Raw genomic sequence first — 25,699 nt, 5'->3', positions numbered from 1 at the left:
GGTTACTCCTTGTGGCCGGCGCCGTTCTGGTGGCCGCCGCTCGGGAGCGAGTTCTGGATCTGCACGAGGAACTCGGTGTTCGACGAGGTCTCCTTGAGCTTGCCGAGCACGACCTCGAGCTGCTGCTGCAGCTCGAGACCGGCCAGAGCGCGGCGCAGGCGCCAGGTGATCTTGACCTCGTCGGCGCTGAGCAGCTCCTCCTCGCGGCGGGTGCTCGACGCGTAGAGGTCGACCGCCGGGAAGATGCGCTTGTCGGCGAGCTGACGCGAGAGGCGCAGCTCCATGTTGCCGGTGCCCTTGAACTCCTCGAAGATCACCTCGTCCATCTTCGATCCGGTCTCGACGAGCGCGGTCGCGAGGATGGTCAGCGAGCCACCGCCCTCGATGTTGCGCGCGGCGCCGAAGAAGCGCTTCGGCGGGTAGAGCGCCGAGGCGTCGACGCCGCCCGAGAGCACGCGACCGCTCGCCGGGGAGGCGAGGTTGTAGGCACGGCCGAGGCGGGTGATCGAGTCGAGCAGCACGACGACGTCGTTGCCCAGCTCGACGAGGCGCTTCGCGCGCTCGATCGCGAGCTCGGCGACCGTCGTGTGGTCCTCGGCCGGGCGGTCGAAGGTCGACGCGATGACCTCGCCGCGCACCGAGCGCTGCATGTCGGTGACCTCTTCGGGGCGCTCGTCGACGAGCACGACCATGATGTGCGTCTCGGGGTTGTTCTCGGCGATCGCCTTGGCGATCGCCTGGAGGATGAGCGTCTTGCCGGCCTTCGGGGGCGCGACGATGAGGCCGCGCTGGCCCTTGCCGATCGGCGAGATCAGATCGATGATGCGGGTCGACAGCTTGCCGGGCTCCGTCTCGAGGCGCAGGCGCTCGTTCGGGTAGATCGGGGTCAGGCTGCCGAACTCGACGCGGTTCTCGAGCTGATCGACGGGCTGGCCGTTGACCAGGTCGACCTTCACGAGCGCGTTGTACTTCTGACGGCCGCTCTGGCTGTCGCCCTCGCGCGGCTGGCGGATCGCGCCGACGACCGCGTCGCCCTTGCGCAGGTGGTACTTCTTCACCTGGCCGAGCGAGACGTAGACGTCGTTCGGGCCGGGCAGGTAGCCGGTCGTGCGCACGAAGGCGTAGTTGTCGAGTACGTCGAGGATGCCGCCGATCGGGATCAGCACGTCGTCGTCGCTGATCTCGGGCTCGTCGTCGTTCTGGCCGCCGCGGCCGCGCTTGCGGTCGCGGTAGCGGCTGCGGCGGCTGCCGCCCTGGCCGTCCTGGTCGTCATCGTGGGCGCCCTGCTGGTCGGGGCCGTTGCCGCCCTGGTTCTGCGAGCTCGACTCCTCGGCCTGGCTCGAGGCGCCGTTGCCGTTCTGGCCGCCCTGGTTCTGCTGGCCGTTCTGGCTCTGGCCGTTCTGCTGGCCCTTGCCGCGGTTGCGACCGCGGCGACGGCTCGAGCCCTGACCCTCGCGGGGCTGGGTCTCGCCGTCGGCGGACTGCTCCGACTCGGCGGGCTTGTCGGACGCGCCGGCCTTCTCGGCCGAGTCGGCCTTCTCCGGCGCGTCGGCGCCGGCCGACTGCGTTCCGGTCGCGCCGCCCGCGGCGTGCTGGTCGGCGCCGCGGCGCTCTCCGCCGCGACGACCGCGACCGCGGCCCTCGCCCTGCGGGCGCTCGGCGGGCTGCTCGGTCGCCGACGCGGCGGCGTCGGCGGTCGCGGCGTTGTCGGAAGCGGGGGTCTCGGCCGGCGCGGTCGCGAGAGCGGCGGCGTCGGCGGTGGATGCGGTGGCGCGGCGCGAGCGACGGGCCGGCGCGGCGGCGGGCGCCTCAGCGACGACCTCGGCGGCCGGCGCCTCGGCCGAGGCGGCCGCGGTCTCGGCGGCCGGAGCGGGGGCGCTCTCGGCCGGCGCCTCAGCGGCGGCCTCGGGGTTCGCCGAGGAGATCAGCAGCTCGACGAGCTCGCCCTTGCGCAGGCGGGCGGCGCCGGGCACGCCGCGCTCGGCGGCGAGGGCCTGCAGCTCGGCGAGCTTCAGCTTGGTCAGCGCGGCGCGGTCGCCGGGCAGGGGTGCAGTGACATCAGACACGGATTGCGGTTCCTTCTCTCGATCCGAGCACAGAAACGCTCGGGGACGGGACACACGGGTTTCCGCGGTTCGGATGCACTCCTCCGCTCCATGCCGGAGCACTGCGGGATCGTGCGGAACCGCGTTCGGCGAATGCCGGGTGAATGCTCCGGGCCGTGCGGGCTAGGCCACTGCGGCGGCCGGAAGCGGTCCCACTGTAGCACCGCGGAAGTCGACGGCCAGCATGAGCGGGCGCCACACGGTCGTGGCGTGTCGCTCGATCAGCTCGGCGGCGACCAGGCGCTGCGCGGGGTCGCTGCCCAGCACGAGGATCGACGGGCCGGCGCCGGAGACCACCGCCGCGAGACCCTCCTGGCGCAGCAGGCGGATCAGCGCATCCGTCTCGGGCATCGCGCTCGCGCGGTAGCTCTGGTGCAGCTTGTCCTCGGTGGCGGCGTGCAGCAGCTCGGGGCTTTGGATGAGCGCGGCGATCAGCAGAGCCGACCGCGAGACGTTGAAGATCGCGTCCTCGTGCGGCACCGACGACGGCTGCAGGCTGCGCGCCAGCGCGGTCGACATGGTGATCTGCTCGGGAACGGCGACCAGCGGCGACACGCCGCGGTGCACCGAGAGCTTCTTGTGCTCGGGGCCGTCCTCCGACATCCAGGCGATCGTGAGCCCGCCGAACAGCGCGGGCGCGACGTTGTCGGGGTGCCCCTCGAGCTCGGTCGCGAGACGCAGCAGCGCGCGCGAGTCGAGCTCGACGACGCCCTCGAGCAGACCCTTCGCCGCCATCACGCCGGCGACGATCGCGGCGCCCGAGCTGCCCATCCCCCGGCCGTGCGGAATGCCGTTGCGGGCCACGAGGCGCAGGCCCGGCATCTCGATGCTCTGGTCGGCGAAGACGTGCGCGATCGAGCGCGCCACGAGGTTCGTCTCGCCGGTGGGCACCTCGCCCTCGCCGACGCCGTGCACCTCGACGACGACGCCCGGCTCGGCGACCGCGGTGACCTCGAGCTCGTCGTAGACCGAGAGCGCGAGGCCCAGCGTGTCGAAGCCGGGGCCGAGGTTCGCGGTGGTCGCCGGGGTCTTCACCGCGACGGCGCGGCCGACGAGGCTCATGCCGTCGAGCCGGCCGGGCTCGGCACGAGTCCGAGCTGCCCGGCGACGTCCTGCACGTCGACGTCGACGACGGTCGGCGAGACCTCGCCGCCGTCGGCGGCGCGGAGGGCCCACTGCGGGTCCTTGAGTCCGTGACCGGTCACCGTCAGCACGACCGTGGCATCCTTCGGGATCGCGCCGGCGGCGCTGCGCTCGAGCAGGCCGGCGACGCTGATCGCGGAGGCCGGCTCGACGAAGATGCCGACCTCGCGGGAGAGGATGCGGTGCGCCTCGAGGATGTCGCTGTCGCTGATCGCGCCGAAGTAGCCGTCGCTGTCGTCGCGCGCCGTGAGCGCGAGCTCCCACGAGGCGGGGTTGCCGATGCGGATCGCGCTGGCGATCGTCTCGGGCTCGCGCACGACCTCGCCGCGCACGATCGGCGCGCTGCCCTCGGCCTGGAAGCCGAACATGCGGGGCTTGCGACCGGCGGCGCCGCGGGCGAGCTCCTCGGTGTAGCCGCGGTGGTAGGCCGTGTAGTTGCCGGCGTTGCCGACCGGCACGATGTGGATGTCAGGCGCGTCGCCGAGCACCTCGACGACCTCGAACGCGGCCGTCTTCTGGCCCTCGATGCGGTCGTTGTTGACCGAGTTGACCAGATGCACGGGGTAGTTCGTCGCGAGCTCGCGGGCGATGTCGAGGCAGTCGTCGAAGTTGCCGCGCAACTGGATGATCGAGGCGCCGTGCGCGACCGCCTGGCTCATCTTGCCCATGGCGATCTTGCCCTCGGGCACGAGCACCGCCGCCGCGATGCCGGCGTGCGCCGCGTAGGCGGCCGCGGAGGCGGACGTGTTGCCGGTCGAGGCGCAGATGATCGCCTTCGCACCGTGCTCGACGGCCTTGGTGACGGCCATCGTCATGCCGCGGTCCTTGAAGGAGCCGGTCGGGTTCATGCCCTCGAACTTGACCCAGACGCGGGCGCCGGTGCGGGCGCTCAGGGCCGGGGCCGGGATGAGCGGGGTGCCGCCCTCGCCGAGCGAGATGATCGGGGTCGCGTCGCTGACGTCGAGACGGTCGGCGTATTCGCGGACGACTCCGCGCCACTGGTGGGCCATGATCAGATTCCTTCGACTCGGAGCACGCTGGCGACCTCGGTGACGGCGTCACTGGCCGTCAGAGCGGCGACGGTGGCGGTCAGGGCCGCCTCGGTGGCCGCGTGGGTCACGATCACCAGGGTAGCGGTGGCCGCACCCGGTTCCGTGCCGCCGGAGAACGGCGACTGCTGCACGGTCTCGACCGAGACGCCGTGCTCGCTGAAGACGCCGGCGATGTGCGCCAGCACCCCGGGCTCGTCGACGACGCGCAGGGTCACCTGGTAGCGCGTGACGACGTTCGCGATCGGCAGCACCGGCAGATTGGCGTGGGTCGACTCGGCCACACCCGGGCCGCCGAGCACGTGCCGGCGCGCGGCCGACACGACATCGCCCAGCACGGCCGAGGCGGTCTGGATGCCGCCCGCGCCCGCGCCGTAGAACATCAGCGGGCCGGCCGCCGAGGCCTCGAGGAACACCGCGTTATTGCCGCCGTGCACCGCGCCGAGCGGGTGCGTGCGCGGCACGAGGGCCGGGTGGACGCGCACGCTCACTCCGTCGCCGCCGGTCGCCGGGTCGGTCAGGCGCTCGCACACCGCGAGGAGCTTGACGACGTAGCCGGCGTCGCGCGCGGCGCGGACCTGCTCGCGGGTCACGCCCGAGATGCCCTCGCGGTGCACCGCCTCGAGCGGCACCGTCGTGTGGAACGCCAGGCTCGCGAGGATCGCGGCCTTCTGCGCGGCGTCGTAGCCCTCGACGTCGAGCGTCGGGTCGGCCTCGAGGTAGCCGAGCTCGAGCGCGATGCGCTGCGCCTCCTCGGCGGGCAGGTCGTCGACGTCCATGCGGTCGAGGATGTAGTTGGTCGAGCCGTTGACGATGCCGTAGATGCGCTCGATGCGGTCGCCGGCGAGGCTCTCGCGCAGGGGCCGGATGATCGGGATCGCCGCCGCGACCGAGGCCTCGTAGTAGAGCTGGGCGCCGAGCTGCTCGGCCAGCTCGAACAGCTCCGGACCGTGGGTCGCGAGCAGTGCCTTATTGGCGGTGACGACATCCGCACCGCTCGTCATGGCGAGCGTGATGAGCTCGCGCGCCGGCTCGAGCCCGCCCATGACCTCGACGACGATGTCGGCGCCGAGGATGAGCGACTCCGCGTCGGTCGTGAACAGCTCGTCGGGGATGCCCTGGCCGCGGTGCTTCTCGACGTCGCGCACCGCGATGCCGACGAGCTCGAGGCCCGCTCCGACGCGCTGGGCGAGCTCGTCGCCGTGCTCGAGCAGCAGCGAGGCGACCTGCGACCCGACGGAGCCGGATCCGAGGAGGGCGATGCGGAGGTTGCGGTATTCGATCACGCGGTCTTCTCTGTCGTCTCGGCCGCCGATCGCGGCGCAGGGGCGGTCAGGGCGGGGGCCGCGGCGTCGACGTCGCGGGCGAGGAGGTCGTCGATCGCCTCGCCGCGCACGATGACGCGGCCGGCGCCGTCGCGCACGGCGACGACGGCGGGACGGCCGAGGTGGTTGTAGTTGCTGGCGAGCGACCAGCAGTAGGCGCCCGTGGCCGGGACGGCGACGAGGTCGCCCGCCGTCACGTCGCCGGGCAGGTAGTCGGCCTGCACCACGATGTCGCCCGACTCGCAGTGCTTGCCGGCGATCCGCACCAGGGCGGCGTCGGCGGCGGAGACGCGGCCGGCGAGACGCACCGAGTAGTCGGCGCCGTAGAGCGACGGACGGGCGTTGTCGCTCATCCCGCCGTCGACGCTGACGTAGCGGCGCACGGCCGCGTCGGCGCCGTCGCCGACCCGGACGTCCTTGATCGTGCCGACCTCGTAGAGCGTCACGCCCGCCGGGCCGATGATCGAGCGACCCGGCTCGATCGCGATGCGCGGCACAGGGATGCCGAGCCGGTCGCACTCCCCCGCGACGGCCCGGGCGAGCTCGTCGGCGATCGTCTCGATCGGCATGACCTCGTCGGCGGCCGTGTAGGCGATGCCGAAGCCGCCGCCGATGTTGAGCTCGGGCACCGGGGCTGCGGCCGACAGCTCCGCGTGCAGCGCGAGCAGACGACGCGCCGCCTCGGCGAAGCCCGACGACTCGAAGATCTGCGAGCCGATGTGCGAGTGCAGGCCGAGGAACTCGAGACCGTCGTGCGCGCGGATGCGGGCGACCGCGTCGGGAGCATCCGCGATCGGGATGCCGAACTTCTGGTCCTCGCGCGAGGTCGCCAGGTACTCGTGCGTGCTCGCGTGCACGCCGCTGTTGATGCGCAGACGCACCGCCTGCGTGCGGCCATGACGACGTGCGGCCTCGGCGACACGATCGATCTCGACGACGCTGTCGAGAACGAGCGCGCCCACGCCGATGCCGACCGCACGGTCGATCTCGGCGAGGCTCTTGTTGTTGCCGTGGAAGCCGATCGCGGCCGGCTCCACACCGGCCGCCAGGGCGACGGCCAGCTCACCCCCGCTGCACACGTCGATGCGCAGGCCCTCGTCGCGCATCCACCGGGCCACGGCGGCGCTGAGGAACGCCTTGCCGGCGTAGTAGACGCCGACGGTCGTGCCGAGGCGCTCGAAGGCCGACTCGAACGCCGAGCGGATGCGGGCGGCGCGCGACCGCGCATCCACTTCGTCGACGACATAGAGCGGAGTGCCGTGCTCGGCTGCGAGGGCGGTCGCGGCCACGCCGGCGATCACGAGCCGTCCGTCGGCGTCGCGCTCGGCCGAGGACGGCCACACGGCGGGGGTCAGAGCGTTCGCGTCGGCCGGGTGGTCGAGCCACGCCGGAGCGAGCGGGTTCACGGTCACGCTGGGCCTCGCGGTCGGAGATGATCGGATCGAGGCGAGCGGACCCGGCTTGGTCCCTGAAGCCGCATCCATGCTAGCGAATCGCGCGGACCCCTCCGCGACGCCCGGCGTTCACCCGCGCGGCGTCGTCAGCTGCAGGTGCCCTTCGCGGCGCCGCCAGCGAGGGCGACGTCGTCGCCCGCGAAGCGCAGCGTGATGTCGCCGTCCTTCATGACGGCGCTGCGCAGGCCGATGCCCGCGGGCAGCTGCTCGTTCACGCAGAAGGTCTTGGGACCGATGTAGCGCTCGAGCGCCGGACCGAAGGGGCTGTCGGCCACCTCGGCCAGCTCGATCGCCTCGCCGCCGAGGTGCACGGTCGTCGGGGTGAAGACGAGCGCGCCGCCGTCGGCCCCGAGCGAGAGATCGATCTGCACCGGGATGCTCTGCTCCAGCAGCGACAGCGAGCTGGCGATCTCGACGCGGTCGCCGTCGAAGGCGACCGAGTCGAATCCCGCGCGCTGGAAGTAGCTCTGGAAGCCGGCCTCCTGCTCCTTCTCGATCACGAAGCGGGCGGCGACCCGCTCGGCCGCACCTCCGCCGCGGATCGGGATGCCGGAGGCCGTGAGCGACAGCGGACCCGTCACGCCGGCGATCTTCGCGTCGGGCACCTCGACGACGACCCGGTCGGCGCGGCCGGCGAGCGCCTGCAGCAGGATCGAGCCGCCGCCGAGGTCGACGTCGACCCGCTGACTGCTGGTCAGGTCGAGGGCCGAGACCACGCGATCGCGCACGTAGCCGGCGGCGACCGCGCGACCCGCGAACTCGGCGACGATTACGAGCACGATCATCACGACCACGATGGCCGCCACCACGATCAGCGCGCGCGGGCGTCGCCGTCGCGGAGATCCCGGCGCGGGTGCCTCGGCGGTCGCGACCGGTGTGTCGGGCGTGGCGGCGGGGTCGCTCATGTCGATCCTCTCGGCGGCGCCGCGCGGGGGTCGCGGCTGCCGAGATCGTCTCACATGCGCTCGGGAGCGCTCACCCCGAGCAGGTCGAGGCCGTTGCGCAGCACCTGACCGGTGGCGGAGTTCAGCTGCAGACGCGTGCGGTGCACCGTCTCGACCGGGTCGTCGCCCATCGGCGTGACGCGGCAGCTGTCGTACCAGCGGTGGTAGCTGCCCGCGAGCTCTTCGAGGTAGCGCGCGACGCGGTGCGGCTCGCGCAGCTCGGCCGCCTGCGCGACGACGCGGGGGAAGTCGGCCAGGGCGCCGAGCAGCGCGCTCTCGGTCTCGTGCACCAGCAGGCTCGCGTCGAACTCCGTCGCCTCGACGCCGAGCCCGGCGGCGTTGCGCGCCACGGCCTGCGTGCGGGCGTGCGCGTACTGCACGTAGAAGACGGGGTTGTCGTTCGTGCGGCGCTGCAGGATCTCGGGATCGAGCGTGATCGGCGAGTCGGCCGGGTAGCGCGCCAGCGAGTAGCGCAGCGCGTCGGTGCCGAGCCACGCCTGCAGGTCGTCGAGCTCGATGATGTTGCCCGCGCGCTTGGACAGGCGGGCGCCGTTGATCGTCACGAGCTGCCCGATCAGCACCTCGATGTCCTTCTGCGGGTCGTCGCCGGCCGCGCCCGCGATCGCCTTCAGACGGTGCACGTAGCCGTGGTGGTCGGCGCCGAGCAGGTAGATCTTGTGCTGGAAGCCGCGGTCGGTCTTCGACAGGTAGTACGCGGCATCCGCGGCGAAGTAGGTGTAGATGCCGTTGCCGCGGCGGATGACGCGGTCCTTGTCGTCACCGAACTCGGTCGTGCGCACCCAGATCGCGTCGTCGGCGTCGAAGACGTGGCCCTGCTCGCGCAGGCGCTCGACAGCACCGTCGACCGGGCTGACGCCGGTCGCCGCGTCGGGCGCGTGCAGCGCGCGCTCGCTGAACCACACGTCGAAGTGCACGTTGAAGCGCGCGAGCGACGCCGTGATGTCGGCGAGCTGCAGCTGGTAGCCGAGCTCGCGGGCGCGCGGCAGCGCATCGTCGTCGGAGAGGTCCTCGATGCTCGGCTCGGCCTCGAGCACGCGGGCGGCGAGGTCGGTGATGTACGCGCCCGGGTATCCGTTCTCGGGCGTGGGGCGTCCACGCAGCGCGGCGAGCACCGAGGCGCCGAAGCGGTCCATCTGCTCGCCGGCGTCGTTGATGTAGAACTCGCTGACCAGATCGGCGCCGGACGCCTTCAGCAGGCGCGCCATCGCGTCGCCGAGCGCGGCCCAGCGGGTGTGGCCGATGTGCAACGGGCCCGTCGGGTTCGCCGATACGAACTCGAGGTTGATCGACTGGCCGGCCGCGGAGTCGTTGTGGCCGTAGACGTCGCCCCGCTCGAGGATCGTCAGCGCGAGCGCACCCGCGGCCGCCGCATCCAGTCGGATGTTGAGGAAGCCGGGACCGGCGACCTCGACCGAGGCGACGCCGTCGATGCCCTGGATGCCCTCGGCCAGTTCCTGCGCGAGGTCGCGCGGCGCGAGCCCCCAGGGCTTCGCCAGACGCATCGCCACGTTCGTCGTCCAGTCGCCGTGATCGCGGTTGCGCGGGCGCTCGAGCACGATCCCGTCGGCCGTCGGGGCGGCGGCCTCGCGTCGCTCCGCGGCGGCGGTGACGACACGGAGGATGGCGGCGGAGAGCTCGGCGGGATTCACGGGCACCGAGTCTATTCGCCGCGACGGGTCCCCCTGTCCGAGTGGGCGCGGCGACGACGATCGCATCCCGCCGCCACCGCGTGCCGGAGCCGCCGCCACGCGCGACCGCGGCAGGATGTGCGCGTGAGCCGTTCCCTCCGCGCCCCTGTCCTGCTCGTCACCGCGGCCGCCGCCGCGCTCGCCCTGGTCGGCTGCACCCCGACCGGCGACGACGACGCCGCGTCCACGACGTCGCCCTCGCCGTCGAAGACCGCATCCGCGTCGCCCTCGCCCTCCGCCTCCGCGTCGGACCCCGCCGGCATCGACCTCGACTGCGGCGATCTCGTGTCGGCCGGCACCGTCTACGACTTCAACCCGAACTTCGTCCTGCTCGACGACCCCGACCTGCCCGCCGGCTCGGCCGCCGCCCAGGCCGAGGCCGACGGCGGTGTCGGGTGCGCCTGGCAGAACACGACGAGCGGCGTGCTGATCTACGTCTCGGCCGAAGCACGCGACGCCGACCAGCTCGCCGCGCTCGAGGCGACGGCCGGCACCGCGAGCGCGGACTACGCCGCCGACCGCGGCTACTTCGCCAGTTCCGGCGGCGTGGGCACGGCCTCCGCCGTCGAGGGGAGCGTGTGGATCGTGGCGTCCTCCGTCGTGTTCGGGCAGTCGCTCGACGCGAAGATCTTCGTCGACTCCGCGGCGGCGGCGGTCGCCTAGCCGGTTCCGGCCAGCACCTCAGGCGAGCAGCACCGGTCCCGCCCCCTCATCGGCAGCCAACCGCACGGAGCGGTGCGCATCCACGACCAGCGAGCGCAGCTCGAGGTCGGATCCCCAGTTCGTGAGGAACGCCGTGTCGGCGGCATCGCGACCGGTGGCGATGCGCACCAGCCCCTCGCGCGGCGCGAGCCGGGTCGCGTCGACGACCTCCCAGCGGCCGTCGACGTGCGCCTCGGCGACCGCGTGGAAGTCCATCGGCTCGAGCTGGGGCGCGTAGACGGCGGCGAGCCGCGCCGGCACGTCGAGCGCGCGCAGCAGCGCCACGGTCACGTGCGCGAAGTCGCGGCAGACGCCGCGTCCCGCGTCGAGCGTCGCGAGCGCGCCGTCGGTCGGCGAGCTCGAGCCGAGCTCGTAGGCGAGGCGCTCGTGCACCCACTCGCCGATCGCCGCCGGCAGCGACGTCGGGGCCACGCCCGCGAACTCCGACCTCGCCAGGTCGACCAGGGCATCCGACTCGGCGTACCGGCTCGGGCGCTGCGCCTCCAGCAGCTCGAGATCGCTTCCCTGCTCCGGCGACGGCGTCGGGCTCACGACGAGCGCGCCGTACTCGACGAGCAGATCGCCGGCCGGCGCCGACAGTCGGTGGATGCGCGTCCCGCGCTGCCCGCGCAGCTCCCGGCCCGTCAGCGCACGTCCGGCGCTCTCGATCCTCAGCGCCTCCTCGACCAGCCCCGGGCCCGACACGGCGACCGCGAGCGCGATCTCGGCGGGCTCGGACAGTCTCAGCTGCATCCGCGCCGTCACGCGGGTCGATGCCGGCGACGCGCCCGGCGCCGATGCCGGCTCCGCGTTCAGGTCCACAGTCGCTCCCAGTGCCAGGTCTCCCCCGAGCGGGTCGCGGCGACGCGATCGTGCGCCCGTCCCGTCGCGGCGGCCCAGAACTCCATCCGGTCCGGCGTGAGCCGGTAGGCGCGCCACGACGGCGCCACGATCTCGGGATCCGCGTCGAGCGCCGTCTGCGCGCTCTCCAGCAGCCGTGCGGCCTCGGCCTCGTCGGTGCGCGGCGAGCTCTGCCGATCCACCAGCATCTCGCGGCGCGCGAACGTGCTGCGCTCCCGGAAGTCGGCCGCGCTCACCTCGGTCGACGGCGCATCCACCGTGCCGCTCAGACGCACCTGCCGACCGTGCTCGCGCCAGTACAGCGTGAGCGCCGCCCGCGGGTTCGCGGCCAGATCGACGCCCTTCGGGCTGCGGGCCGACGACGAGAACCAGACCGCGTCGGCCGTGAGGTCCTTCACGATCAGCATCCGGTTCGCCACCGCGCCGTCGGCGCCGGCCGTCGCGAGCGCCGCGACATGGGGCTGCGGCAGGCCGTCATCGATCGCGGCCGACAGCCACTCCTCGAGCAGAGACAGCGGATGCGCGGGCAGCGCGGCGACGTCGAGACCGTCGAGACGGCCCTCGAGCACCGGCAGCGCCCGCAGCCGACGACGCCAGTCGCCGTGCTGCAGAACGGGTTCCTCGGCCATCCCGCCACGCTAGCGCGACCGCGCCGACGGACTCCGGCGATCGGGTAGGCTCGGCTCGCCGGCGTCTGTAGCTCAGTGGATAGAGCACCGCCCTCCGGAGGCGGGTGTCGGAGGTTCGAATCCTCTCAGACGCACTTCACACGTCATCCACAGCGCGTCGCACGACCACCACCGCACTCAGGCGTCCGCCGCGTGCGTCTGCAGGAACTCGTACAGCTCGCGATCATCGACGCCCGGGAACCGCCCGGCGGGCAGCGGCGAGAAGATGTGCGCGTGCACCTTCGCGCTCGACCAGGCGCGGCCGCTCCACCGCTCGGCCAGGTCGACCGGCGGCCTCTTGCAGCAGCTCGCGTCGGGGCAGCGTGAGGTCTCGCGCAGCGTCGTCTCCCGGCCGCGGAACCACTTCGCGTGCGCGAACGGCACCCCGACGGTGATCGAGAACTCGTCGTGGGTGCCCGTGCCGGTCTGGCTCGACTCGAAGAACGTGCCCTCGGGCGTGTCGGTGTACTGGTAGAACTCGGTCGTGCGATTCGTGCGCGCGAACGCGGTGCGGGCAGCCCAGTAGCGGCAGACCGGCTGTCCCTCGGTCGATCCCGTCACATCCACCGGCAGTCGCAGCCCGTCGTTCGCGTACGCCTTCGTGACGGCGCCGTCGTCGCCGACGCGCAGGAAGTGCACCGGGATGTCGAGGTGCACGGTCGCCAGGTTGAGGAAGCGCAGCGCCGCCGACTCGTGCGTGACGCCGAAGGCGTCGCGGAAGTCCTCGACGGCGATGTCGCGCTCGCTCTTGGCCTGCTGCAGGAACGCGATCGACTGCGCGAGCGGCATGAGGCACGCGGCCGCGTAGTAGTTGATCTCGAGCCGCTGCCGCAGGAAGTCCGCGTAGCTGCGCGGAGCGGTGTGCCCGAGCACCCGGTGCGCCATCGCCTGCAGCGCCATCGAGCGCAGGCCGTGACCGCCCGGGATGGATGCCGGCGGCAGGTAGATGCGCCCGTTCTCGAGATCGGTGACCGAGCGCGCCGAGTGCGGCAGGTCGTTGACGTGCACGAGCTGGAAGCCGAGGCGCTCGGCCATGCGACTGACCGTGCGGTGCGTCAGCGCGCCGGTCGTGTGTCCCGCCGCCTTCAGCTGCTCCTCGGCGAGGCGGTCGATCTCGGGCACGAAGTGGTCGCGCTCGCGCATCCACTCGCGGGTCTCGGTGTTGGCGCGGCGCGCCTCCTCGGGCGTCGCCACGGCCTCGGTCGCGCGGCGGGCGATCTCCCGGTGCAGGCCGACGATCGCTTCCAGCGTCTCGTCGCTCATCGTGCGGCCGGCTCGGATCGCGGGCAAGCCGAGCTCGGCGTAGGCGGCGCTGCTCTGCGCGCGGTCGAGCTCGATCTCGAGTGCGGCGCGCGCGCTCGGCGGCCGCTCGTCGAGCAGATCGGCGAGGGCGATGCCGAGTCGCTGCGCGATCGCGGTGAGCAGCGAGAGCCGCGGCTCGCGCCGCCCGTTCTCCATGAGCGAGAGCTGACTGCCGGCGATGCCGACGTCGGCGCCGAGCGCATCGAGGGTGAGACCGGCCTCGGTGCGGAAGTGCCGCATCCGCTGCCCCAGGGTGACGAGATCCTGCATGAGGTCACGATAGCGAAGGAATCACGATTCTTTCGAACCAATTCGGCCCGAACCGCGCTCGATCAGCGGTCAGAGTGGAGACAAGCGGGAAACCTCCCGCCGTTCCGCCCTCATCGCCGAAGGATGTGACCCGCGTGACCCTGCTCGACTCCCCCGAGACGACCGACCAGCACGACGACACCACCCCGGAGGCCGCCGGCTACGACGCCGAGCCGGTGCACGACGCGAGCTGGGCGCTCGCTCCAGAGGGCACGAATCCCGAGATCGTGGCGTGGGTCGAGCAGCTCGCCCATCTGCTCACGCCCGACACCGTCGTCTGGTGCGACGGCTCGGTGCGCGAGCGCGACGGCCTCAACCGGCTCATGGTCGCGAACGGCACGCTGATCCAGCTGAACCCCGAGCACCGCCCCTACAGCTTCCTGGCCCGCAGCCACCCGGCCGACGTCGCCCGCGTCGAGTCGCGCACCTTCATCTGCAGCGACGATGAGGCGGATGCCGGCCCCAGCAACAACTGGATCGCGCCGGGCGAGATGCGCGCGACCCTCGCCGGTCTCGCCGAGGGCGCCATGCGCGGCCGCACGATGTACGTGCTCCCGTTCTCGATGGGCCCGCTCGACAGCCCGCTCTCGCGGTTCGGCGTGCAGGTGACCGACTCCCCTTACGTCGCCGTGAGCACGGGCATCATGACCCGGATGGGCAGCGCGGCGCTCGAGCGCATCACGCCCGGCACCTCGTGGGTGCGCGCCGTGCACACGGTCGGCGCGCCGCTCGCTCCCGGCGAGGTCGACGTGGCCTGGCCGAGCAACGAGACGAAGTACATCTCGCACTTCCCCGAGACGCGCGAGATCTGGTCGTACGGCTCGGCCTACGGCGGCAACGCGCTGCTCGCGAAGAAGGCCTTCGCGCTCCGCATCGCCAGCGCGATGGCCCGCGACGAGGGCTGGCTGGCCGAGCACATGCTGCTGCTCAAGGTCACGAACCCGCGCGGTCGCGTCTTCCACGTCGCCGCCGCCTTCCCCAGCGCCTGCGGCAAGACGAACCTCGCGATGCTGCGGCCGTCGATCCCCGGCTGGCAGGTCGAGACGGTCGGCGACGACATCGCCTGGCTCGCCCCCGACTCCTGGGGCCGGCTCAAGGCGATCAACCCCGAGGCCGGATTCTTCGGCGTCGCACCCGGCACGGGCGTCTCGACGAACCAGACCGCGGTCGACACGCTCTGGGGCAACACGATCTTCACTAACGTCGCCCTGCAGGACGACGGCGACGTGTGGTGGGAGGGGCTGACGGACACTCCGCCGTCGAACCTCACGGACTGGCAGGGAGAGCCGTGGACGCCCTCCGCGGACCGCCCTGCCGCGCATCCGAATTCTCGATTCACGGTGGCGGCCGCCCAGTGCCCGACGATGTCGGACGACTGGGAGGACCCCGCCGGCGTCACCATCGACGCGATCATCTTCGGCGGCCGCCGGGCGACCAACGTGCCCTTGGTGGTAGAGGCGCGCGATTGGGATCACGGTGTCTTCCTGGGCGCCACGATCTCGTCTGAGCGCACGGCGGCCGCCGAGGGCACCATCGGAGAGCTGCGCCGCGATCCCTTCGCGATGGCGCCGTTCTGCGGCTACAACATGGCCGACCACTGGCAGCACTGGCTGGATGTGGGGGGCCAGCTGCGGCGCAGCGGTCGCGTGCCGCGCATCTTCCAGGTCAACTGGTTCCGCAAAGACGACGACGGATCCTTCCTGTGGCCGGGCTTCGCGGAGAACAGCCGCGTGCTGGCGTGGATCCTCGACCGGGTCGACGGCGTCGCCCCGGCCGTGCCGGGCCCGCTCGGCTGGACGCCGACGCCGGGCGCGCTGAACGTGCAGGGACTCGATCTCGCCGACGATGCGCTCGCGAAGCTGTTCGAGGTCGACCCGGCGGCGTGGAGCGACGAGCTCGACGACACCGAGCGCTTCTTCGGGACCTTCGGCGATCGCCTGCCGGAGTCGATGTCGCGTCAGCTGGCCGTGGTCCGCGAGCGCATCGAGGCCGTGGCCGCCGCGCGGGCGGAGCACGCCAGCGCCGCCTGAGCGACGGGAACGAGCACGGACGAGCCGCGGCCGAGCCGCCGCTGCGAGCCCGGTGATCCGATCAGCGTCGATCGGGTCGCCGGGCGCTCGGCATGTCTCGGTGCCGCATCCCAACGTTCCGACGCATCCACCCGTCTGAGACAGTGAGGGTCGTCCGATCCTCGCTTCGACGACGGAGGTGCGGCGCATGGCGCGGGACTGGGAGGCGGTGGTCGCCGAGCTCGTGCGCGTGCGCGGCGCGTCTCTGCTGCGCTACGCCACGCTCGTGAGCGGACGCCGCGACGAGGCCCCCGACCTGGTGCAGGATGCGCTGGTCAAGACCTTCGGCCGGCTGCGCAACGGCTTCACGGTCGAGAACGCCGAGCCCTATGTGCGGCGGGCGATCATGACGCTCTGGCTCGACCGGGCGCGGCGCTCCACTCGGTGGAGGGCGATCGCGCCGCTCGAGTACCGGCCCGACGAGCAGCCCTCGCCGGCGGGCGGCGTGGATGCGCGCCTCGACCTGCACCGCGAGCTGGAGCGTCTCTCGCCCCGCGAGCGGGCGTGCCTCGTGCTGCGGTACTACGACGACCTCAAGGTCGACGACATCGCGACGACGCTCGGCATCAGCGCGGGGACCGTCAAGCGCTACCTCAGCGACGGGCTGGCGAAGATGGCGATCGCGCTGGCCGACGACGGCACCGCCGAAGACCGCACGGGGACGGCGCCGCGACCGGCGCGCAACGGCGCCCGGCGCCGGGAAGGAGACCGTCGTGGACGAGTCTGAGCTGAGATCCCGGCTGCGCGATGACGACGCCGGCGGCGGCGAGATCGATCTGGATGCGGTGCTGCGCCGGTCCCGCTCGCGCCGGCGCCCGCGCGTGGCCCTGGTGGGCGGTGCGGCCGCGCTGCTGGTCGTGGCGCTCGCGGTGCCGGCCGTGAGCGCGCTCAGCCTCGGTGGCGGGGCGATGACCGCCGGATCCGCGGGCTCCTCCGCGAGCGAGCGCGCCGAGGACTCGGGCGCGGGCGCCGCCCCCGACCGGTCGACGGCGAAGCCGCTGAGCGGCGATGGAGACCGCGATGGCGACGGCGACACGCTGAGCGGAAGCGGCCTGCTGCTGCGCTGCGGCGCGGCGGTGCCCGACCCCGGCGGCACCGGTCTGACCCTCGTCCTGCGCCTCGATCCTCCTGCCGGCGGGGCTTCCGGCCAGCCGCTGACCGGCGTCGCGACGCTGACCAACACCGGGTCGACGTCGATCACCGGCTCCACGCCCGCCGTCGCGCAGTCGGGGCTCGCCGCCGGCGGGCGGTTCGCCACGGTGCACACGAGCCCGGACATCCAGTCGGTCCTCGCCGTCGATCTGGCGCCGGGGGCCGGCCTCGACATCCCCGTCTCGCTCGAGCTCGACGGCTGTCCCGCCGGCGCGATCGGCGCGGGCGACTACGCCGCCGTCGCGGCCGTGCGGGTGGTGCTCGACAGCGGCGTCACGCGGGCGGTCGTGAGCCGGCCCGTCGACGTCGCGATCGGCTGACGAGGGTCGCGCCGACCGCGCGCGGTCCGAGCGGCCTACAGTGGGCGGATGGCGGTCAGCTTCGTCGTCGTGCCCGAGTGGCAGGGATCCGGTTCCGCGCGCGCGATGCGCCTCATCGACGGGGCGCTCGCGATCCGCGACGATCTGCCGCCCGGCGCCACCACGACCCTCGAGGTGCCGCTCGAGGCGGGCGATCGCGAGGGCACGGGCGTTCACCGCTTCAGCTCGCTGCGCATCGTGCGCGAGCGCTTCGCCGACGCCGTGGCGCACCTGACAGATCCGGTCGTGCTGATCGGCGGCGACTGCGCGGCCGACTACGCCGGGGTCGCCCACGCCGCACGGCGCGCCGGAGACGCCCCGCCCGCCCTCGTCTGGCTGGATGCGCATCCCGACGCCAACGACGCCGCGAGCTCGCCGAGCGGCGACTTCAACGGGATGGTGCTGCGCGCGCTCGCCGACGACGGGGTCGTGGACCCCGCGCGCGTCGTGCTCGCCGGCGTCCGCAGCGTCGACGACGCCGAGGACGAGTGGATCGCGCAGAACCACGTGCCGGTCGTGCGGGCGGATCGCCTCGCCGACCCGGCGGCGCTCGTCGCCGCCGTCGCGGCCACGGGCGCGACGAGCGTCTACCTGCACGTCGACGTCGACGTGCTCGACCCGGCCGAGCTGCAGGGCATCGCCGGCCCCGAGCCCTTCGGCGTCACCACCGACACCCTGCTGAGCGCGATCCGCGCGCTGCGCGACCGCTTCACGCTCGCCGGCGCCGGGCTGACGCAGTACTCGCCCGCCGACGCCGAGGCGGTCTCCGATGACGCAGGCACGCTGCTGCGCATCATCGGCGCGCTGGCCCGCGGCGGGGCGGATGCGCGACCGGCGGGTTCCTGAACGACTCCCCCGACGCCCGGCGCGGCGTCGCCCGACCCGCGTAGCGTGACGACCATGCAGACACGCGAGACCGACGTCATCGTCATCGGAGCCGGCGCCGTGGGCGAGAACGTGGCCGACCGCACCGTGCAGGGCGGCCTCGAGACGGTGATCGTCGAGGCCGAGCTGGTCGGCGGCGAGTGCTCCTACTGGGCGTGCATGCCCTCGAAGGCGCTGCTGCGCAGCGCGGCGGTGCTGCGCGAGGCGCGCGCGGTCGACGGCGCGAAGCAGGCCGTGACGGGCGAGCTCGACGTCGCGGGCGTGCTGCGCCGCCGGGATGCGATGACCCACGACTGGAACGACTCCTCCCAGGTCGAGTGGCTGCAGGGCGCGGGCATCGACCTGGTGCGCGGCCACGCGCGGCTGAGCGGCGAGCGCGAGGTGACTGTGACGGCCGAGGACGGCACGACGACGGTCATCACGGCGCGTCACGCCGTCGTCGTGGCCACCGGGTCGGCGGCGCTGCTGCCGCACGTGCCCGGCCTCGCCGAGCTCGAGCCGTGGACGAGCCGTGAGGCGACCAGCGCGCACGAGGTGCCGCGACGGCTGATCGTGATCGGCGGCGGCGTGGTCGGCGTCGAGATGGCGACCGCCTACGCCGGCTTCGGCAGCGAGGTGACCGTGCTCGCGCGCGGCGGGCTGCTCGGCGGGCTGGAGGCCTTCGCCGCCGACGCGGTCGAGGCGGGGCTGCGCGAGCTGGGCGCGACCGTGCGCACCGGCGTCGACGTCGTCGCCGCGCGCCGTGACGGCGCCGACAAGATCATCGAGCTCGGCGACGGCAGCACGGTGGCCGCCGACGAGGTGCTGGTCGCGACCGGGCGCGTGCCGCACACCGCGGACCTCGGACTCGAGAGGGTCGGCCTCGAGCCGGGCGCCTGGCTCGACGTCGACGACACGCTGCGGGTGCGCGGCGTCGACTGGCTCTACGGCGTCGGCGACGTCAACCACCGCGCGCTGCTCACGCACCAGGGCAAGTACCAGGCGCGCGCCGCCGGCGATGTGATCGCCGCGCGCGCGCAGGGCCGCCCGGTCGACGACGCGCCGTGGGGCGTCCACGTCGCCACGGCCGACCACAGCGCCGTGCCGCAGGTCGTGTTCGCGCATCCCGAGGTCGCCGCCGTCGGCCACACCGAGAAGACCGCGCGGGATGCGGGACTCGCGGTGCGCGTGATCGACTACGACCTCGCGTGGGTCGCCGGCGCGTCGACTCAGTCCGACGACTACCAGGGGGCGTCGCGTGCGATCGTCGACGAGGACCGCGGCCTGCTGGTCGGCGTGACGCTCGTCGGTCCGGCGGTCGGCGAGCTGCTGCACGCCGCCACGATCGCGATCGTCGGCGAGGTGCCGATCGACCGGCTCTGGCACGCCGTGCCGCCGTATCCCACCGTGAGCGAGGTGTGGCTGCGGTGGCTCGAGTCGTTCGGCCGCCCGACGACCTGACGGGCGACGACCTGACGGGCGACGAGCCGAGCTCGCGCGACCCGAGTCGGCTCGCGCGCCTCTGCGTCGCCGTCGCCCGCGTGCGCTGGCTGCGCGCGCTGCTGCTCGCCCCCGTCGTGGCGCTGCCCGGCTACGCGTTCGCGACGGCGTGCGGGTGGATCTGGGGCGCGGCGATACTGCTCGCCGTCGAGCCGCGCTCGCGCGGGGGCGTGGTCGTCTGCGCCGGGCTGCCCGCCTGGGCGTTCGGCCGCGGCGGCTCCACGATCGGCGCGATCTACCTCACCCGGGATAACGTCGACGAGCGGGTGCTGCGGCACGAGGCCGTGCACCGCGCGCAGTGGCGGCACTACGGGCTGGCGTTCATCCCGCTGTATCTCGCCGCCGGGCAGGATGCCCGCACCAATCGCTTCGAGGTCGAAGCCGGACTCGCCGACGGAGGCTACGCATGAGCACGATCGTCATCACCGGTGCCAGCTCGGGGATCGGGCGCGCCGCCGCGCTCGCGCTCGCCGCCGAGGGGCACGAGGTCGTCGTCGTCGGACGCGACCCCGATCGCACCCGTCAGGTCGCCGAGGCGATCGGCGGCACGCACCACCTCGCCGACTTCGACTCGCTCGCCGACGTGCGGCGTCTGGCCCGCGAGCTCGCCGAGGCCCACGAGCGCATCGACGTGCTGGCCAACAACGCCGGCGGCCTGCACCCGGTGCGCGAGCAGACGCCCGACGGCGTCGATGTGACCTGGCAACGCAACGTGCTCGCGCCCTTCGTGCTGACGACCGAGCTGCTGCCGACCCTGACCGCGAGCGGCACGCGCGTGCTCTTCACGGGCAGCGTCGCGCAGGGCTTCGGCGCGGTCGATCCGGTCAATCCGGGGCGGGCGGGGCGCCCGTGGATGCGCGGCTGGCCCGCCTACGGAGCCGCCAAGCGCGCCGACATCATGCTCGCAAAGGAGCTCGCGCGGCGCACGGGGCTCGAGAGCTACTCGTTCCACCCCGGCTTCATCGCGAGCCGCTTCGCCGGCCTCGACCAGAGCGTCGTCGCCCCGGTCGTCGCCCGCGTCGCCGGCAGCCCCGAGGAGGGCGCGTCGCCGCTGATCTTCCTCGCGACCGCTGAGCTCGGCGGCATCCCGAACGGCACCTACTTCGACCGGCTGAAGCCCGAGGGCCGGCTGTCGGCGCAGGCGGAGGACCCGGCGGAGGGCGCGCGGCTGTGGGAGTCGCTCGAGCGGCTGGCGGCGCGCATCCCGTCGGCCTGACCGCCGCAGCTCGGTCGCGCTGAACGTCACGATTCGGTCCTGCTGAGCGTCGCGACACCGGGCGCCCGGCCCGTCTCGGCGCACGAGTCCCGCTAGCGTGGTGGCCTGTGAGTCTCGTACCCGACGGCCCTGCACCCCGCTCCGTGATGTCCCGCGACGGCCTGCCCATCGCGACCTACGACTTCGGCGAGGCCGAGGGCCTCGACGAGCGCGCGCCGACCGTGCTGGCCGTGCACGGCTTCGCCTCGAGCGCCCGCGCGAACTGGCTCGCGACGGGCTGGGTGCGCGAGCTCGGTCGAGCCGGGGTGCGGGTGATCGCCCTCGACCAGCGCGGGCACGGCGCGAGCGGGCGACCGCACGAGTCGGAGGCGTACTCGATGCAGGCGCTCGTCGATGACGTCGTCGACGTGCTCGACACCTACATGATCGACGAGTGCGCCTACGTCGGCTACTCGCTCGGCGCCCGCGTCGGCTGGCACGCCGCGCTCGAGATCCCCGAGCGGCTGACCCGCCTGGTGCTCGGGGGCATCCCCGACGGCGACCCGCTCACCCGGTTCCGAGTGGATGAGGCCCGCGCCTTCGTCGACCACGGCACGCCCGTCGGGGATCGGCTCACGCAGGCCTATCTGACGATGGCCGGCGGCGTCGCCGGCAACGACCTGGCCGCGCTCGTCGCGCTGGTCGGCGGGATGCGCGGCGGCCTGCAGCCCGACCCGGCCGACCCGCCGCAGCAGCCGGTGCTGTTCGCGACCGGCAGCGAGGACTCCATCATCGAGAAGTCGCGCGCGCTCGCTGCCGCGACACCGCAGGGCGAGTTCATCGAGATCCCGCGCCGCAACCACTTCAACGCGCCGGTCGCGCGGGAGTTCCGTCAGGCGGGCGTGGAATTCGTGACGCGCGACTGAGCGCCCGCGCGATGGAGCATCAAGCGCGGCGGGAGCGACGACCCGGTCAGGCCGAGGTGATGGCGTGCGCCGACCGCTCGCCCGCGATCCAGGCGTAGACGCGGTGCTCCTGCTCGAGCTCCAGCGGCAGCATCTCGGCCAGGTAGGCGTCGACCGCGGTGCGCAGCGACTGACCGCGCTCGCGCACGAGCCAGCTGACGCAGACGCGTCCCGGCGTCTCGAGGTGCCCGATGCGGCTCTCCGACTCGACCTCGACGAAGACACGGCCGCGGGCCCGAGCCGGCAGCGTCGCCACGAGGGTCTCGATCACGGGCAGATCCGTCTCGTCGGCGGCGAGCAGGATCGTGTCGCCGTCGGCGGGCTGCCAGCTGACGGCAGCGGCCAGGACGTCGGAGAGGAGCATGATGGGGCAAGTATAGGCTTACCTAAACTGTTCCGCATCCCTGTCGCGGCTGGGAGATCGCCGCATCCGGGAGCGACGTCGGCGACCGCGTCGTCCGCGCCGGCTCACCACTGCGGCGGGTGCCGTCGCTCCCAGTGCAGGCGCCGCTCCAGCTGCGCGCCGATCGCGAGCAGCACGTCCTCCCGCCCGGGTCGCCCGATCAGCTGCACGCCCATCGGCAGCCCGTCGGCGGTCTCGTGCACGGGCAGGGTGATCGCGGGAAGGCCGACGACGTTCACGAAGCTCGTCCACGGCGTGTAGGCGCACTGCTGGGCGAAGTTGCGCTCCGGATCCTCCGCGTCGTACCAGCCGAGCGGCCGCGGCGTCATCGCCAGGGTCGGCGTGAGCACGGCGTCGTAGCTCGCGAAGCGGCGGATGACCCGCCGCTCGAAGGCGCTGAGCCACGACAGCGCCCGCGCGAGGTCGCGGGCGGGCAGCTCGCGGCCGACGCCGATCAGCCAGCGAGTGAGCGGCTCCAGAAGCTCCATCCGCTCCCCCTCGACCGGGATGCCGGCCGCGCCGCCCTGCCACACGGCGCGGAACGCGGCGGCGTAGTCGGGCTCGGGATCGGGGTCGAACTCCTCGAGGCCGTGACCCAGCGCATCCAGCTCGCGCAGCGCGACCGCGAGGGCGTCGTCGCTCTCGGGCTCGGGCGCGATCTCGTACGACGCCGACCATGGCGACCAGCGCGTGACGCCGATCTGGAACCGCCCCTCGCCGCGCACGGCGGCGTTGAGGTAGGCGCCGCCGTCCCAGCTGGGGGCGACGGTCGCGTGATCGGGCTCGCTCGCGCCGATCAGCGCATCCAGCAGGAGGGCCGCGTCGGCGACGGTGCGCGCGAGCGGGCCGGGCACGACGAGTCCCCCGAGGCTGTCGAGGCCGCTACCGGCCGGGATGCGCCCGCGCGAGGGCTTGAGACCGACGAGCCCGGTGGCGGCGGCCGGGATGCGCACGCTGCCGCCCCCGTCGGTTCCGGGGGCGACCGGCAGCAGCCCGGCCGACACGGCGACGGCCGCGCCGCCGCTCGAGCCGCCGGCGCCGCGCGTGGTGTCCCACGGCGTGCGGGCCGGCGGAGCGGCGAGCGACTCGGTGTAGCTGGGCATGCCGAATTCGGGGGCGTTGGTCTTGCCGAGGCTGATGCCGCCCGTCGCGTCGAGGGCATCGGCGAGCTCGTCGCTCTTCTCGGGCACGTAGCCGGCGAAGGCGCGGGAGCCGTAGCCGGTCGGCACGCCGGCGCGGGCGGTGAGGTCCTTGTCGGCGAGCGGGAGGCCCCACAGGGCGGCGGCGCGGCCGGGCTGCGCCGCCAGCTGCTCGGCGCGGGCTCGCGCGGTCTCGGGCGTGACGGTCACGAAGGCGCCGAGGCCCGCATCCAGGCGCTCGATGCGGGCGAGGTAGTGATCGACCAGCTCGCGCGGCGCGATCTCGCCACGGCGGAGCCAGTCGAGCTGGTCGACGGCGCTGAGGTGATGCAGCTCGAACACGCGTCGAGCCTAGGGCCGGGGGTTGACAGACCCTCGATCGCCTGATTGGTTCGTTACATGACTAATGAACCAACCAGCCAAGGCTGCTGCACGGTTCGCGCGCGGATCGAGCAGATCCGTGGATGAGGGTCGCCCGATCTTCCTGCAGATCGCCGAGCAGATCGAGAACGACATCATCTCCGGGCAGCTGCCCGAGGAGACCCAGGTCCCCTCGACCAACGAGTTCGCCGCCTTCCACCGCATCAACCCCGCCACCGCCGGCAAGGGCGTCAATCTGCTCGTCGAAGCCGGCGTGCTCTACAAGAGGAGAGGAATCGGGATGTTCGTCGCCGAGGGCGCTCGCGCCCGCCTCATCGACGATCGCCGCACGCGCTTCGCCGACCAGTACGTCACGCCGCTGCTCGCCGAGGCCGCCAAGCTCGGCATCACCCCCGAGCAGCTGAGCACCATGATCACCGAGAGGAGCACCTCATGACCGCCGTCGTGAGAACCCGCGGACTCAGCCGTCACTACGGCGACGTCACCGCGGTCGACGACGTCTCGATCGAGTTCGAGCAGAACCGCATCCACGGCCTTCTGGGCCGCAACGGCGCGGGCAAGACGACACTCATGTCGCTGCTGACCGGCCAGGAGTTCGCCTCGGCCGGCACGATCGAGGTATTCGGCCAGTCCCCCGTCGAGAACGCCGACGTGCTCTCGCACGTCTCGTTCATCCGCGAGAGCCAGCGCTACCCCGAGGACTTCCAGGTGCGCCACGTGCTCGCCACCGCGCCGCGGTTCCTGCCGCACTGGGATCAGGAGTTCGCCGACCGCCTCGTCGAGGAGTTCCGACTGCCGGTGAAGCGCCGCATCAAGAAGCTCTCGCGCGGCCAGCTCAGCGCCGTCGGCGTGATCGTCGGCCTCGCCGGTCGCGCCCCGCTGACCTTCTTCGACGAGCCCTACCTGGGCCTGGATGCGGTGGCCCGCCAGCTGTTCTACGACCGCCTGCTCGAGGACTACAGCGAGCACCCGCGCACGATCGTGCTCTCGACGCACCTGATCGACGAGGTCGCGAACCTGCTCGAGCACGTCGTCGTGATCGACGACGGCCGCATCATCGTCGACGAGGACGCCGAGACCCTGCGCGGCTCGGCCACCACCGTCGTCGGGCCGCGCACCGCGGTCGACGCCTTCGTGGGCACCCGCGAGGTGCTCGGCCGCGAGGGCATCGGGGGTCTCGCCTCGGTGACCGTCGCCGGCCTCGACGCCGACGAGCGGCGCGACGCCGCGGCCGCGGGCCTCGAGCTCGCCCCCGTGTCGCTGCAGCAGCTCGTCGTGCGACTCACCGGAACCAGCGAGAAGGAATTCGAGAAGAGCGCATGACCACCGCGACCCTCACCCCGTCCACGCCCCGGCTGTCGCGTCGCCTCGGCGACATCGTGCGACTGCACCTGGCCAACCCGATGACCGTCATCGTGGTGCCCCTGCTCGTGCTCACCGCGATGTTCGCCGTCATGATCGCGATCGCCCTGATGATCGTGATCGGCACCGGCGACAGCTCGGCGGCCGCGAGCTTCTCGAAGGGGTTCCAGTACAGCGGCACCTCGTTCTACATCTTCGTCTACATGATGGTCGTGGCCGTGCAGGCCATGAACGCGACCTTCGCCTACGCCCTCGGGCTCGGCGTGACGCGCCGCGACTACTACCTCGGCTCGGCCGTGACCTGGGTGCTGTTCTCGGTGGCCTGGTCGATCCTGTTCCTCGTGCTCGGCGCGATCGAGCAGGCGACGCGCGGCTGGGGCATGAACGTGCGCATGTTCACGGCGATCTACTACGGCGAGGAGCCGGTGGGCCGCGCGGTGATCGTGTTCTGCGCGTTCCTGTTCTTCTTCTTCGCCGGAACTGCGGCCGCCGCCGTGTTCGTGCGCTGGAAGGCGCTCGGCGTCACGGTCATGCTCGTCGGGCTCGCGTTCGTGCTCGTCGGCCTGGGCTTCATCGTGACCCTCACCGCGAACTGGCCGGCCGTCGGCGCGTGGTTTGTGGCGTCGGGTCCGCTCGGGGTCGCGCTGTGGAGCCTCGTGCTCACCGCGCTGCTCGCGGTCGCCGGCTGGGCGCTGCTGCGGAGGGCGACGCCCCGCGGCTGAGCAGAGCCGCACACGAG

Annotated in this window: 24 protein-coding genes and 1 tRNA gene; 13 read left to right on the top strand and 12 right to left on the bottom strand. The window is 73.0% G+C overall.

Annotation, left to right across the window (positions count from 1 at the left end):
* Positions 1-2 precede the first annotated feature (2 nt).
* The 7 genes from rho to FJ658_RS11040 all read right to left on the bottom strand — a co-directional run bounded on the left by rho (position 3) and on the right by FJ658_RS11040 (position 9,690).
* A complete protein-coding gene (gene rho, locus FJ658_RS11070; protein WP_141145450.1) occupies positions 3-2,066 on the bottom strand; it encodes a transcription termination factor Rho in 2,064 nt (687 codons plus the stop codon).
* A gap of 162 nt (positions 2,067-2,228) precedes the next feature.
* A complete protein-coding gene (gene thrB / locus FJ658_RS11065) occupies positions 2,229-3,167 on the bottom strand; it encodes a homoserine kinase (protein WP_141145449.1) in 939 nt (312 codons plus the stop codon).
* Entirely contained in the window at positions 3,164-4,258 is a 1,095-nt protein-coding gene (thrC, locus tag FJ658_RS11060) for a threonine synthase (RefSeq protein WP_141145448.1), read from the bottom strand. Before thrC ends, thrB begins: the two co-directional genes overlap by 4 nt.
* 2 nt (positions 4,259-4,260) lie before the next feature.
* Positions 4,261-5,583, bottom strand: coding sequence for a homoserine dehydrogenase (locus FJ658_RS11055; protein ID WP_141145447.1), 1,323 nt, complete (start codon positions 5,581-5,583; stop codon positions 4,261-4,263).
* A complete protein-coding gene (lysA, locus tag FJ658_RS11050) occupies positions 5,580-7,034 on the bottom strand; it encodes a diaminopimelate decarboxylase (protein WP_141145446.1) in 1,455 nt (484 codons plus the stop codon). Before lysA ends, FJ658_RS11055 begins: the two co-directional genes overlap by 4 nt.
* 128 nt (positions 7,035-7,162) lie before the next feature.
* Complete coding sequence (locus FJ658_RS11045) at positions 7,163-7,981, bottom strand: DUF2993 domain-containing protein (protein WP_141145445.1); 819 nt, start codon at positions 7,979-7,981, stop codon at positions 7,163-7,165.
* Between the two features lie 50 nt (positions 7,982-8,031).
* Entirely contained in the window at positions 8,032-9,690 is a 1,659-nt protein-coding gene (locus FJ658_RS11040) for an arginine--tRNA ligase (RefSeq protein ID WP_141145444.1), read from the bottom strand.
* A 123-nt stretch (positions 9,691-9,813) separates the two neighbouring features.
* On the opposite strand from FJ658_RS11040, the gene FJ658_RS11035 reads away from it, so the two are divergent.
* Positions 9,814-10,392: a hypothetical protein gene (locus FJ658_RS11035; RefSeq protein WP_141145443.1), complete on the top strand. Its 579-nt coding sequence runs from the start codon at positions 9,814-9,816 to the stop codon at positions 10,390-10,392.
* 18 nt (positions 10,393-10,410) lie between these two features.
* On the opposite strand, the gene FJ658_RS11030 is transcribed toward FJ658_RS11035, so the two are convergent.
* Both FJ658_RS11030 and FJ658_RS11025 read right to left on the bottom strand, forming a co-directional pair.
* A complete protein-coding gene (locus FJ658_RS11030; protein ID WP_141145442.1) occupies positions 10,411-11,184 on the bottom strand; it encodes a transglutaminase family protein in 774 nt (257 codons plus the stop codon).
* Between the two features lie 59 nt (positions 11,185-11,243).
* Positions 11,244-11,921, bottom strand: a complete 678-nt coding sequence (locus FJ658_RS11025) for a pyridoxal 5'-phosphate synthase (protein ID WP_141145441.1) — start codon at positions 11,919-11,921, stop codon at positions 11,244-11,246.
* 61 nt (positions 11,922-11,982) lie between these two features.
* Here FJ658_RS11025 and FJ658_RS11020 point away from each other — a divergent pair.
* Positions 11,983-12,055: transfer RNA gene (locus FJ658_RS11020), tRNA-Arg, on the top strand.
* A 43-nt stretch (positions 12,056-12,098) separates the two neighbouring features.
* On the opposite strand, the gene FJ658_RS11015 is transcribed toward FJ658_RS11020, so the two are convergent.
* Positions 12,099-13,532 carry a helix-turn-helix transcriptional regulator gene (locus tag FJ658_RS11015; protein WP_141145440.1) on the bottom strand — a complete coding sequence of 478 codons (1,434 nt, stop codon included), beginning with the start codon at positions 13,530-13,532 and terminating at the stop codon, positions 12,099-12,101.
* A 215-nt stretch (positions 13,533-13,747) separates the two neighbouring features.
* On the opposite strand from FJ658_RS11015, the gene FJ658_RS11010 reads away from it, so the two are divergent.
* The 8 genes from FJ658_RS11010 (at position 13,748) to FJ658_RS10975 (ending at position 21,636) form a co-directional block, all read left to right on the top strand.
* Positions 13,748-15,601 carry a phosphoenolpyruvate carboxykinase (GTP) gene (locus FJ658_RS11010; RefSeq protein WP_141145859.1) on the top strand — a complete coding sequence of 618 codons (1,854 nt, stop codon included), beginning with the start codon at positions 13,748-13,750 and terminating at the stop codon, positions 15,599-15,601.
* Positions 15,602-15,788: 187 nt separating this feature from the next.
* On the top strand, positions 15,789-16,367 hold the full coding sequence (locus tag FJ658_RS11005) for a sigma-70 family RNA polymerase sigma factor (protein WP_141145439.1): 579 nt from the start codon (positions 15,789-15,791) through the stop codon (positions 16,365-16,367).
* Positions 16,354-17,112: a hypothetical protein gene (locus FJ658_RS11000; protein WP_141145438.1), complete on the top strand. Its 759-nt coding sequence runs from the start codon at positions 16,354-16,356 to the stop codon at positions 17,110-17,112. The genes FJ658_RS11005 and FJ658_RS11000 overlap by 14 nt, the downstream gene beginning before the upstream one ends.
* Before the next feature lie 48 nt (positions 17,113-17,160).
* Positions 17,161-17,997 (top strand): arginase family protein, encoded by an 837-nt coding sequence (locus FJ658_RS10995; protein ID WP_141145437.1) that lies wholly within the window; start codon positions 17,161-17,163, stop codon positions 17,995-17,997.
* A 54-nt stretch (positions 17,998-18,051) separates the two neighbouring features.
* A complete protein-coding gene (locus FJ658_RS10990) occupies positions 18,052-19,476 on the top strand; it encodes an NAD(P)/FAD-dependent oxidoreductase (RefSeq protein WP_141145436.1) in 1,425 nt (474 codons plus the stop codon).
* Positions 19,443-19,925 carry a hypothetical protein gene (locus FJ658_RS10985; RefSeq protein WP_255447685.1) on the top strand — a complete coding sequence of 161 codons (483 nt, stop codon included), beginning with the start codon at positions 19,443-19,445 and terminating at the stop codon, positions 19,923-19,925. The genes FJ658_RS10990 and FJ658_RS10985 overlap by 34 nt, the downstream gene beginning before the upstream one ends.
* Complete coding sequence (locus FJ658_RS10980) at positions 19,922-20,731, top strand: SDR family NAD(P)-dependent oxidoreductase (protein WP_141145435.1); 810 nt, start codon at positions 19,922-19,924, stop codon at positions 20,729-20,731. The genes FJ658_RS10985 and FJ658_RS10980 overlap by 4 nt, the downstream gene beginning before the upstream one ends.
* 146 nt (positions 20,732-20,877) lie before the next feature.
* Complete coding sequence (locus FJ658_RS10975) at positions 20,878-21,636, top strand: alpha/beta fold hydrolase (protein WP_141145857.1); 759 nt, start codon at positions 20,878-20,880, stop codon at positions 21,634-21,636.
* Between the two features lie 46 nt (positions 21,637-21,682).
* On the opposite strand, the gene FJ658_RS10970 is transcribed toward FJ658_RS10975, so the two are convergent.
* Together FJ658_RS10970 and FJ658_RS10965 are read right to left on the bottom strand one after the other, a co-directional pair.
* On the bottom strand, positions 21,683-22,039 hold the full coding sequence (locus FJ658_RS10970; protein WP_141145434.1) for an SIP domain-containing protein: 357 nt from the start codon (positions 22,037-22,039) through the stop codon (positions 21,683-21,685).
* A gap of 104 nt (positions 22,040-22,143) precedes the next feature.
* On the bottom strand, positions 22,144-23,559 hold the full coding sequence (locus FJ658_RS10965; RefSeq protein WP_141145433.1) for an amidase: 1,416 nt from the start codon (positions 23,557-23,559) through the stop codon (positions 22,144-22,146).
* Between the two features lie 64 nt (positions 23,560-23,623).
* Between FJ658_RS10965 and FJ658_RS10960 the strand changes: the two genes are divergently transcribed.
* The 3 genes from FJ658_RS10960 to FJ658_RS10950 are packed head-to-tail and all read left to right on the top strand — an operon-like array spanning position 23,624 to position 25,682.
* The gene (locus FJ658_RS10960) at positions 23,624-24,034 is read left to right on the top strand and encodes a GntR family transcriptional regulator (RefSeq protein ID WP_141145432.1); all 411 of its coding nucleotides are present in this window, start codon (positions 23,624-23,626) and stop codon (positions 24,032-24,034) included.
* Positions 24,031-24,921, top strand: coding sequence for an ABC transporter ATP-binding protein (locus FJ658_RS10955; protein WP_141145431.1), 891 nt, complete (start codon positions 24,031-24,033; stop codon positions 24,919-24,921). Before FJ658_RS10960 ends, FJ658_RS10955 begins: the two co-directional genes overlap by 4 nt.
* Complete coding sequence (locus FJ658_RS10950) at positions 24,918-25,682, top strand: ABC transporter permease (RefSeq protein ID WP_141145430.1); 765 nt, start codon at positions 24,918-24,920, stop codon at positions 25,680-25,682. Before FJ658_RS10955 ends, FJ658_RS10950 begins: the two co-directional genes overlap by 4 nt.
* Positions 25,683-25,699: the final 17 nt, after the last annotated feature.

The organism is Schumannella sp. 10F1B-5-1 (assembly GCF_006517535.1).
Classification (GTDB): domain Bacteria; phylum Actinomycetota; class Actinomycetes; order Actinomycetales; family Microbacteriaceae; genus Schumannella.
This window is presented reverse-complemented; position numbering and strand designations above follow the sequence as displayed.

Excerpts from the sequence above, each read along its gene's own strand:
- FJ658_RS10970 (WP_141145434.1), bottom strand. The coding sequence starts at position 22,039 with ATGCTCCTCTCCGACGTCCTGGCCGCTGCCGTCAGCTGGCAGCCCGCC.
- FJ658_RS10955 (WP_141145431.1), top strand. The coding sequence starts at position 24,031 with ATGACCGCCGTCGTGAGAACCCGCGGACTCAGCCGTCACTACGGCGAC.
- FJ658_RS11025 (WP_141145441.1), bottom strand. The coding sequence starts at position 11,921 with ATGGCCGAGGAACCCGTTCTGCAGCACGGCGACTGGCGTCGTCGGCTG.
- FJ658_RS11015 (WP_141145440.1), bottom strand. The coding sequence starts at position 13,532 with ATGCAGGATCTCGTCACCCTGGGGCAGCGGATGCGGCACTTCCGCACC.
- FJ658_RS11045 (WP_141145445.1), bottom strand. The coding sequence starts at position 7,981 with ATGAGCGACCCCGCCGCCACGCCCGACACACCGGTCGCGACCGCCGAG.
- thrC (WP_141145448.1), bottom strand. The coding sequence starts at position 4,258 with ATGGCCCACCAGTGGCGCGGAGTCGTCCGCGAATACGCCGACCGTCTC.
- FJ658_RS10950 (WP_141145430.1), top strand. The coding sequence starts at position 24,918 with ATGACCACCGCGACCCTCACCCCGTCCACGCCCCGGCTGTCGCGTCGC.
- FJ658_RS10975 (WP_141145857.1), top strand. The coding sequence starts at position 20,878 with ATGTCCCGCGACGGCCTGCCCATCGCGACCTACGACTTCGGCGAGGCC.
- FJ658_RS11030 (WP_141145442.1), bottom strand. The coding sequence starts at position 11,184 with ATGCAGCTGAGACTGTCCGAGCCCGCCGAGATCGCGCTCGCGGTCGCC.
- thrB (WP_141145449.1), bottom strand. The coding sequence starts at position 3,167 with ATGAGCCTCGTCGGCCGCGCCGTCGCGGTGAAGACCCCGGCGACCACC.
- FJ658_RS10995 (WP_141145437.1), top strand. The coding sequence starts at position 17,161 with ATGGCGGTCAGCTTCGTCGTCGTGCCCGAGTGGCAGGGATCCGGTTCC.
- FJ658_RS11005 (WP_141145439.1), top strand. The coding sequence starts at position 15,789 with ATGGCGCGGGACTGGGAGGCGGTGGTCGCCGAGCTCGTGCGCGTGCGC.
- FJ658_RS10990 (WP_141145436.1), top strand. The coding sequence starts at position 18,052 with ATGCAGACACGCGAGACCGACGTCATCGTCATCGGAGCCGGCGCCGTG.
- FJ658_RS10980 (WP_141145435.1), top strand. The coding sequence starts at position 19,922 with ATGAGCACGATCGTCATCACCGGTGCCAGCTCGGGGATCGGGCGCGCC.
- FJ658_RS10960 (WP_141145432.1), top strand. The coding sequence starts at position 23,624 with ATGAACCAACCAGCCAAGGCTGCTGCACGGTTCGCGCGCGGATCGAGC.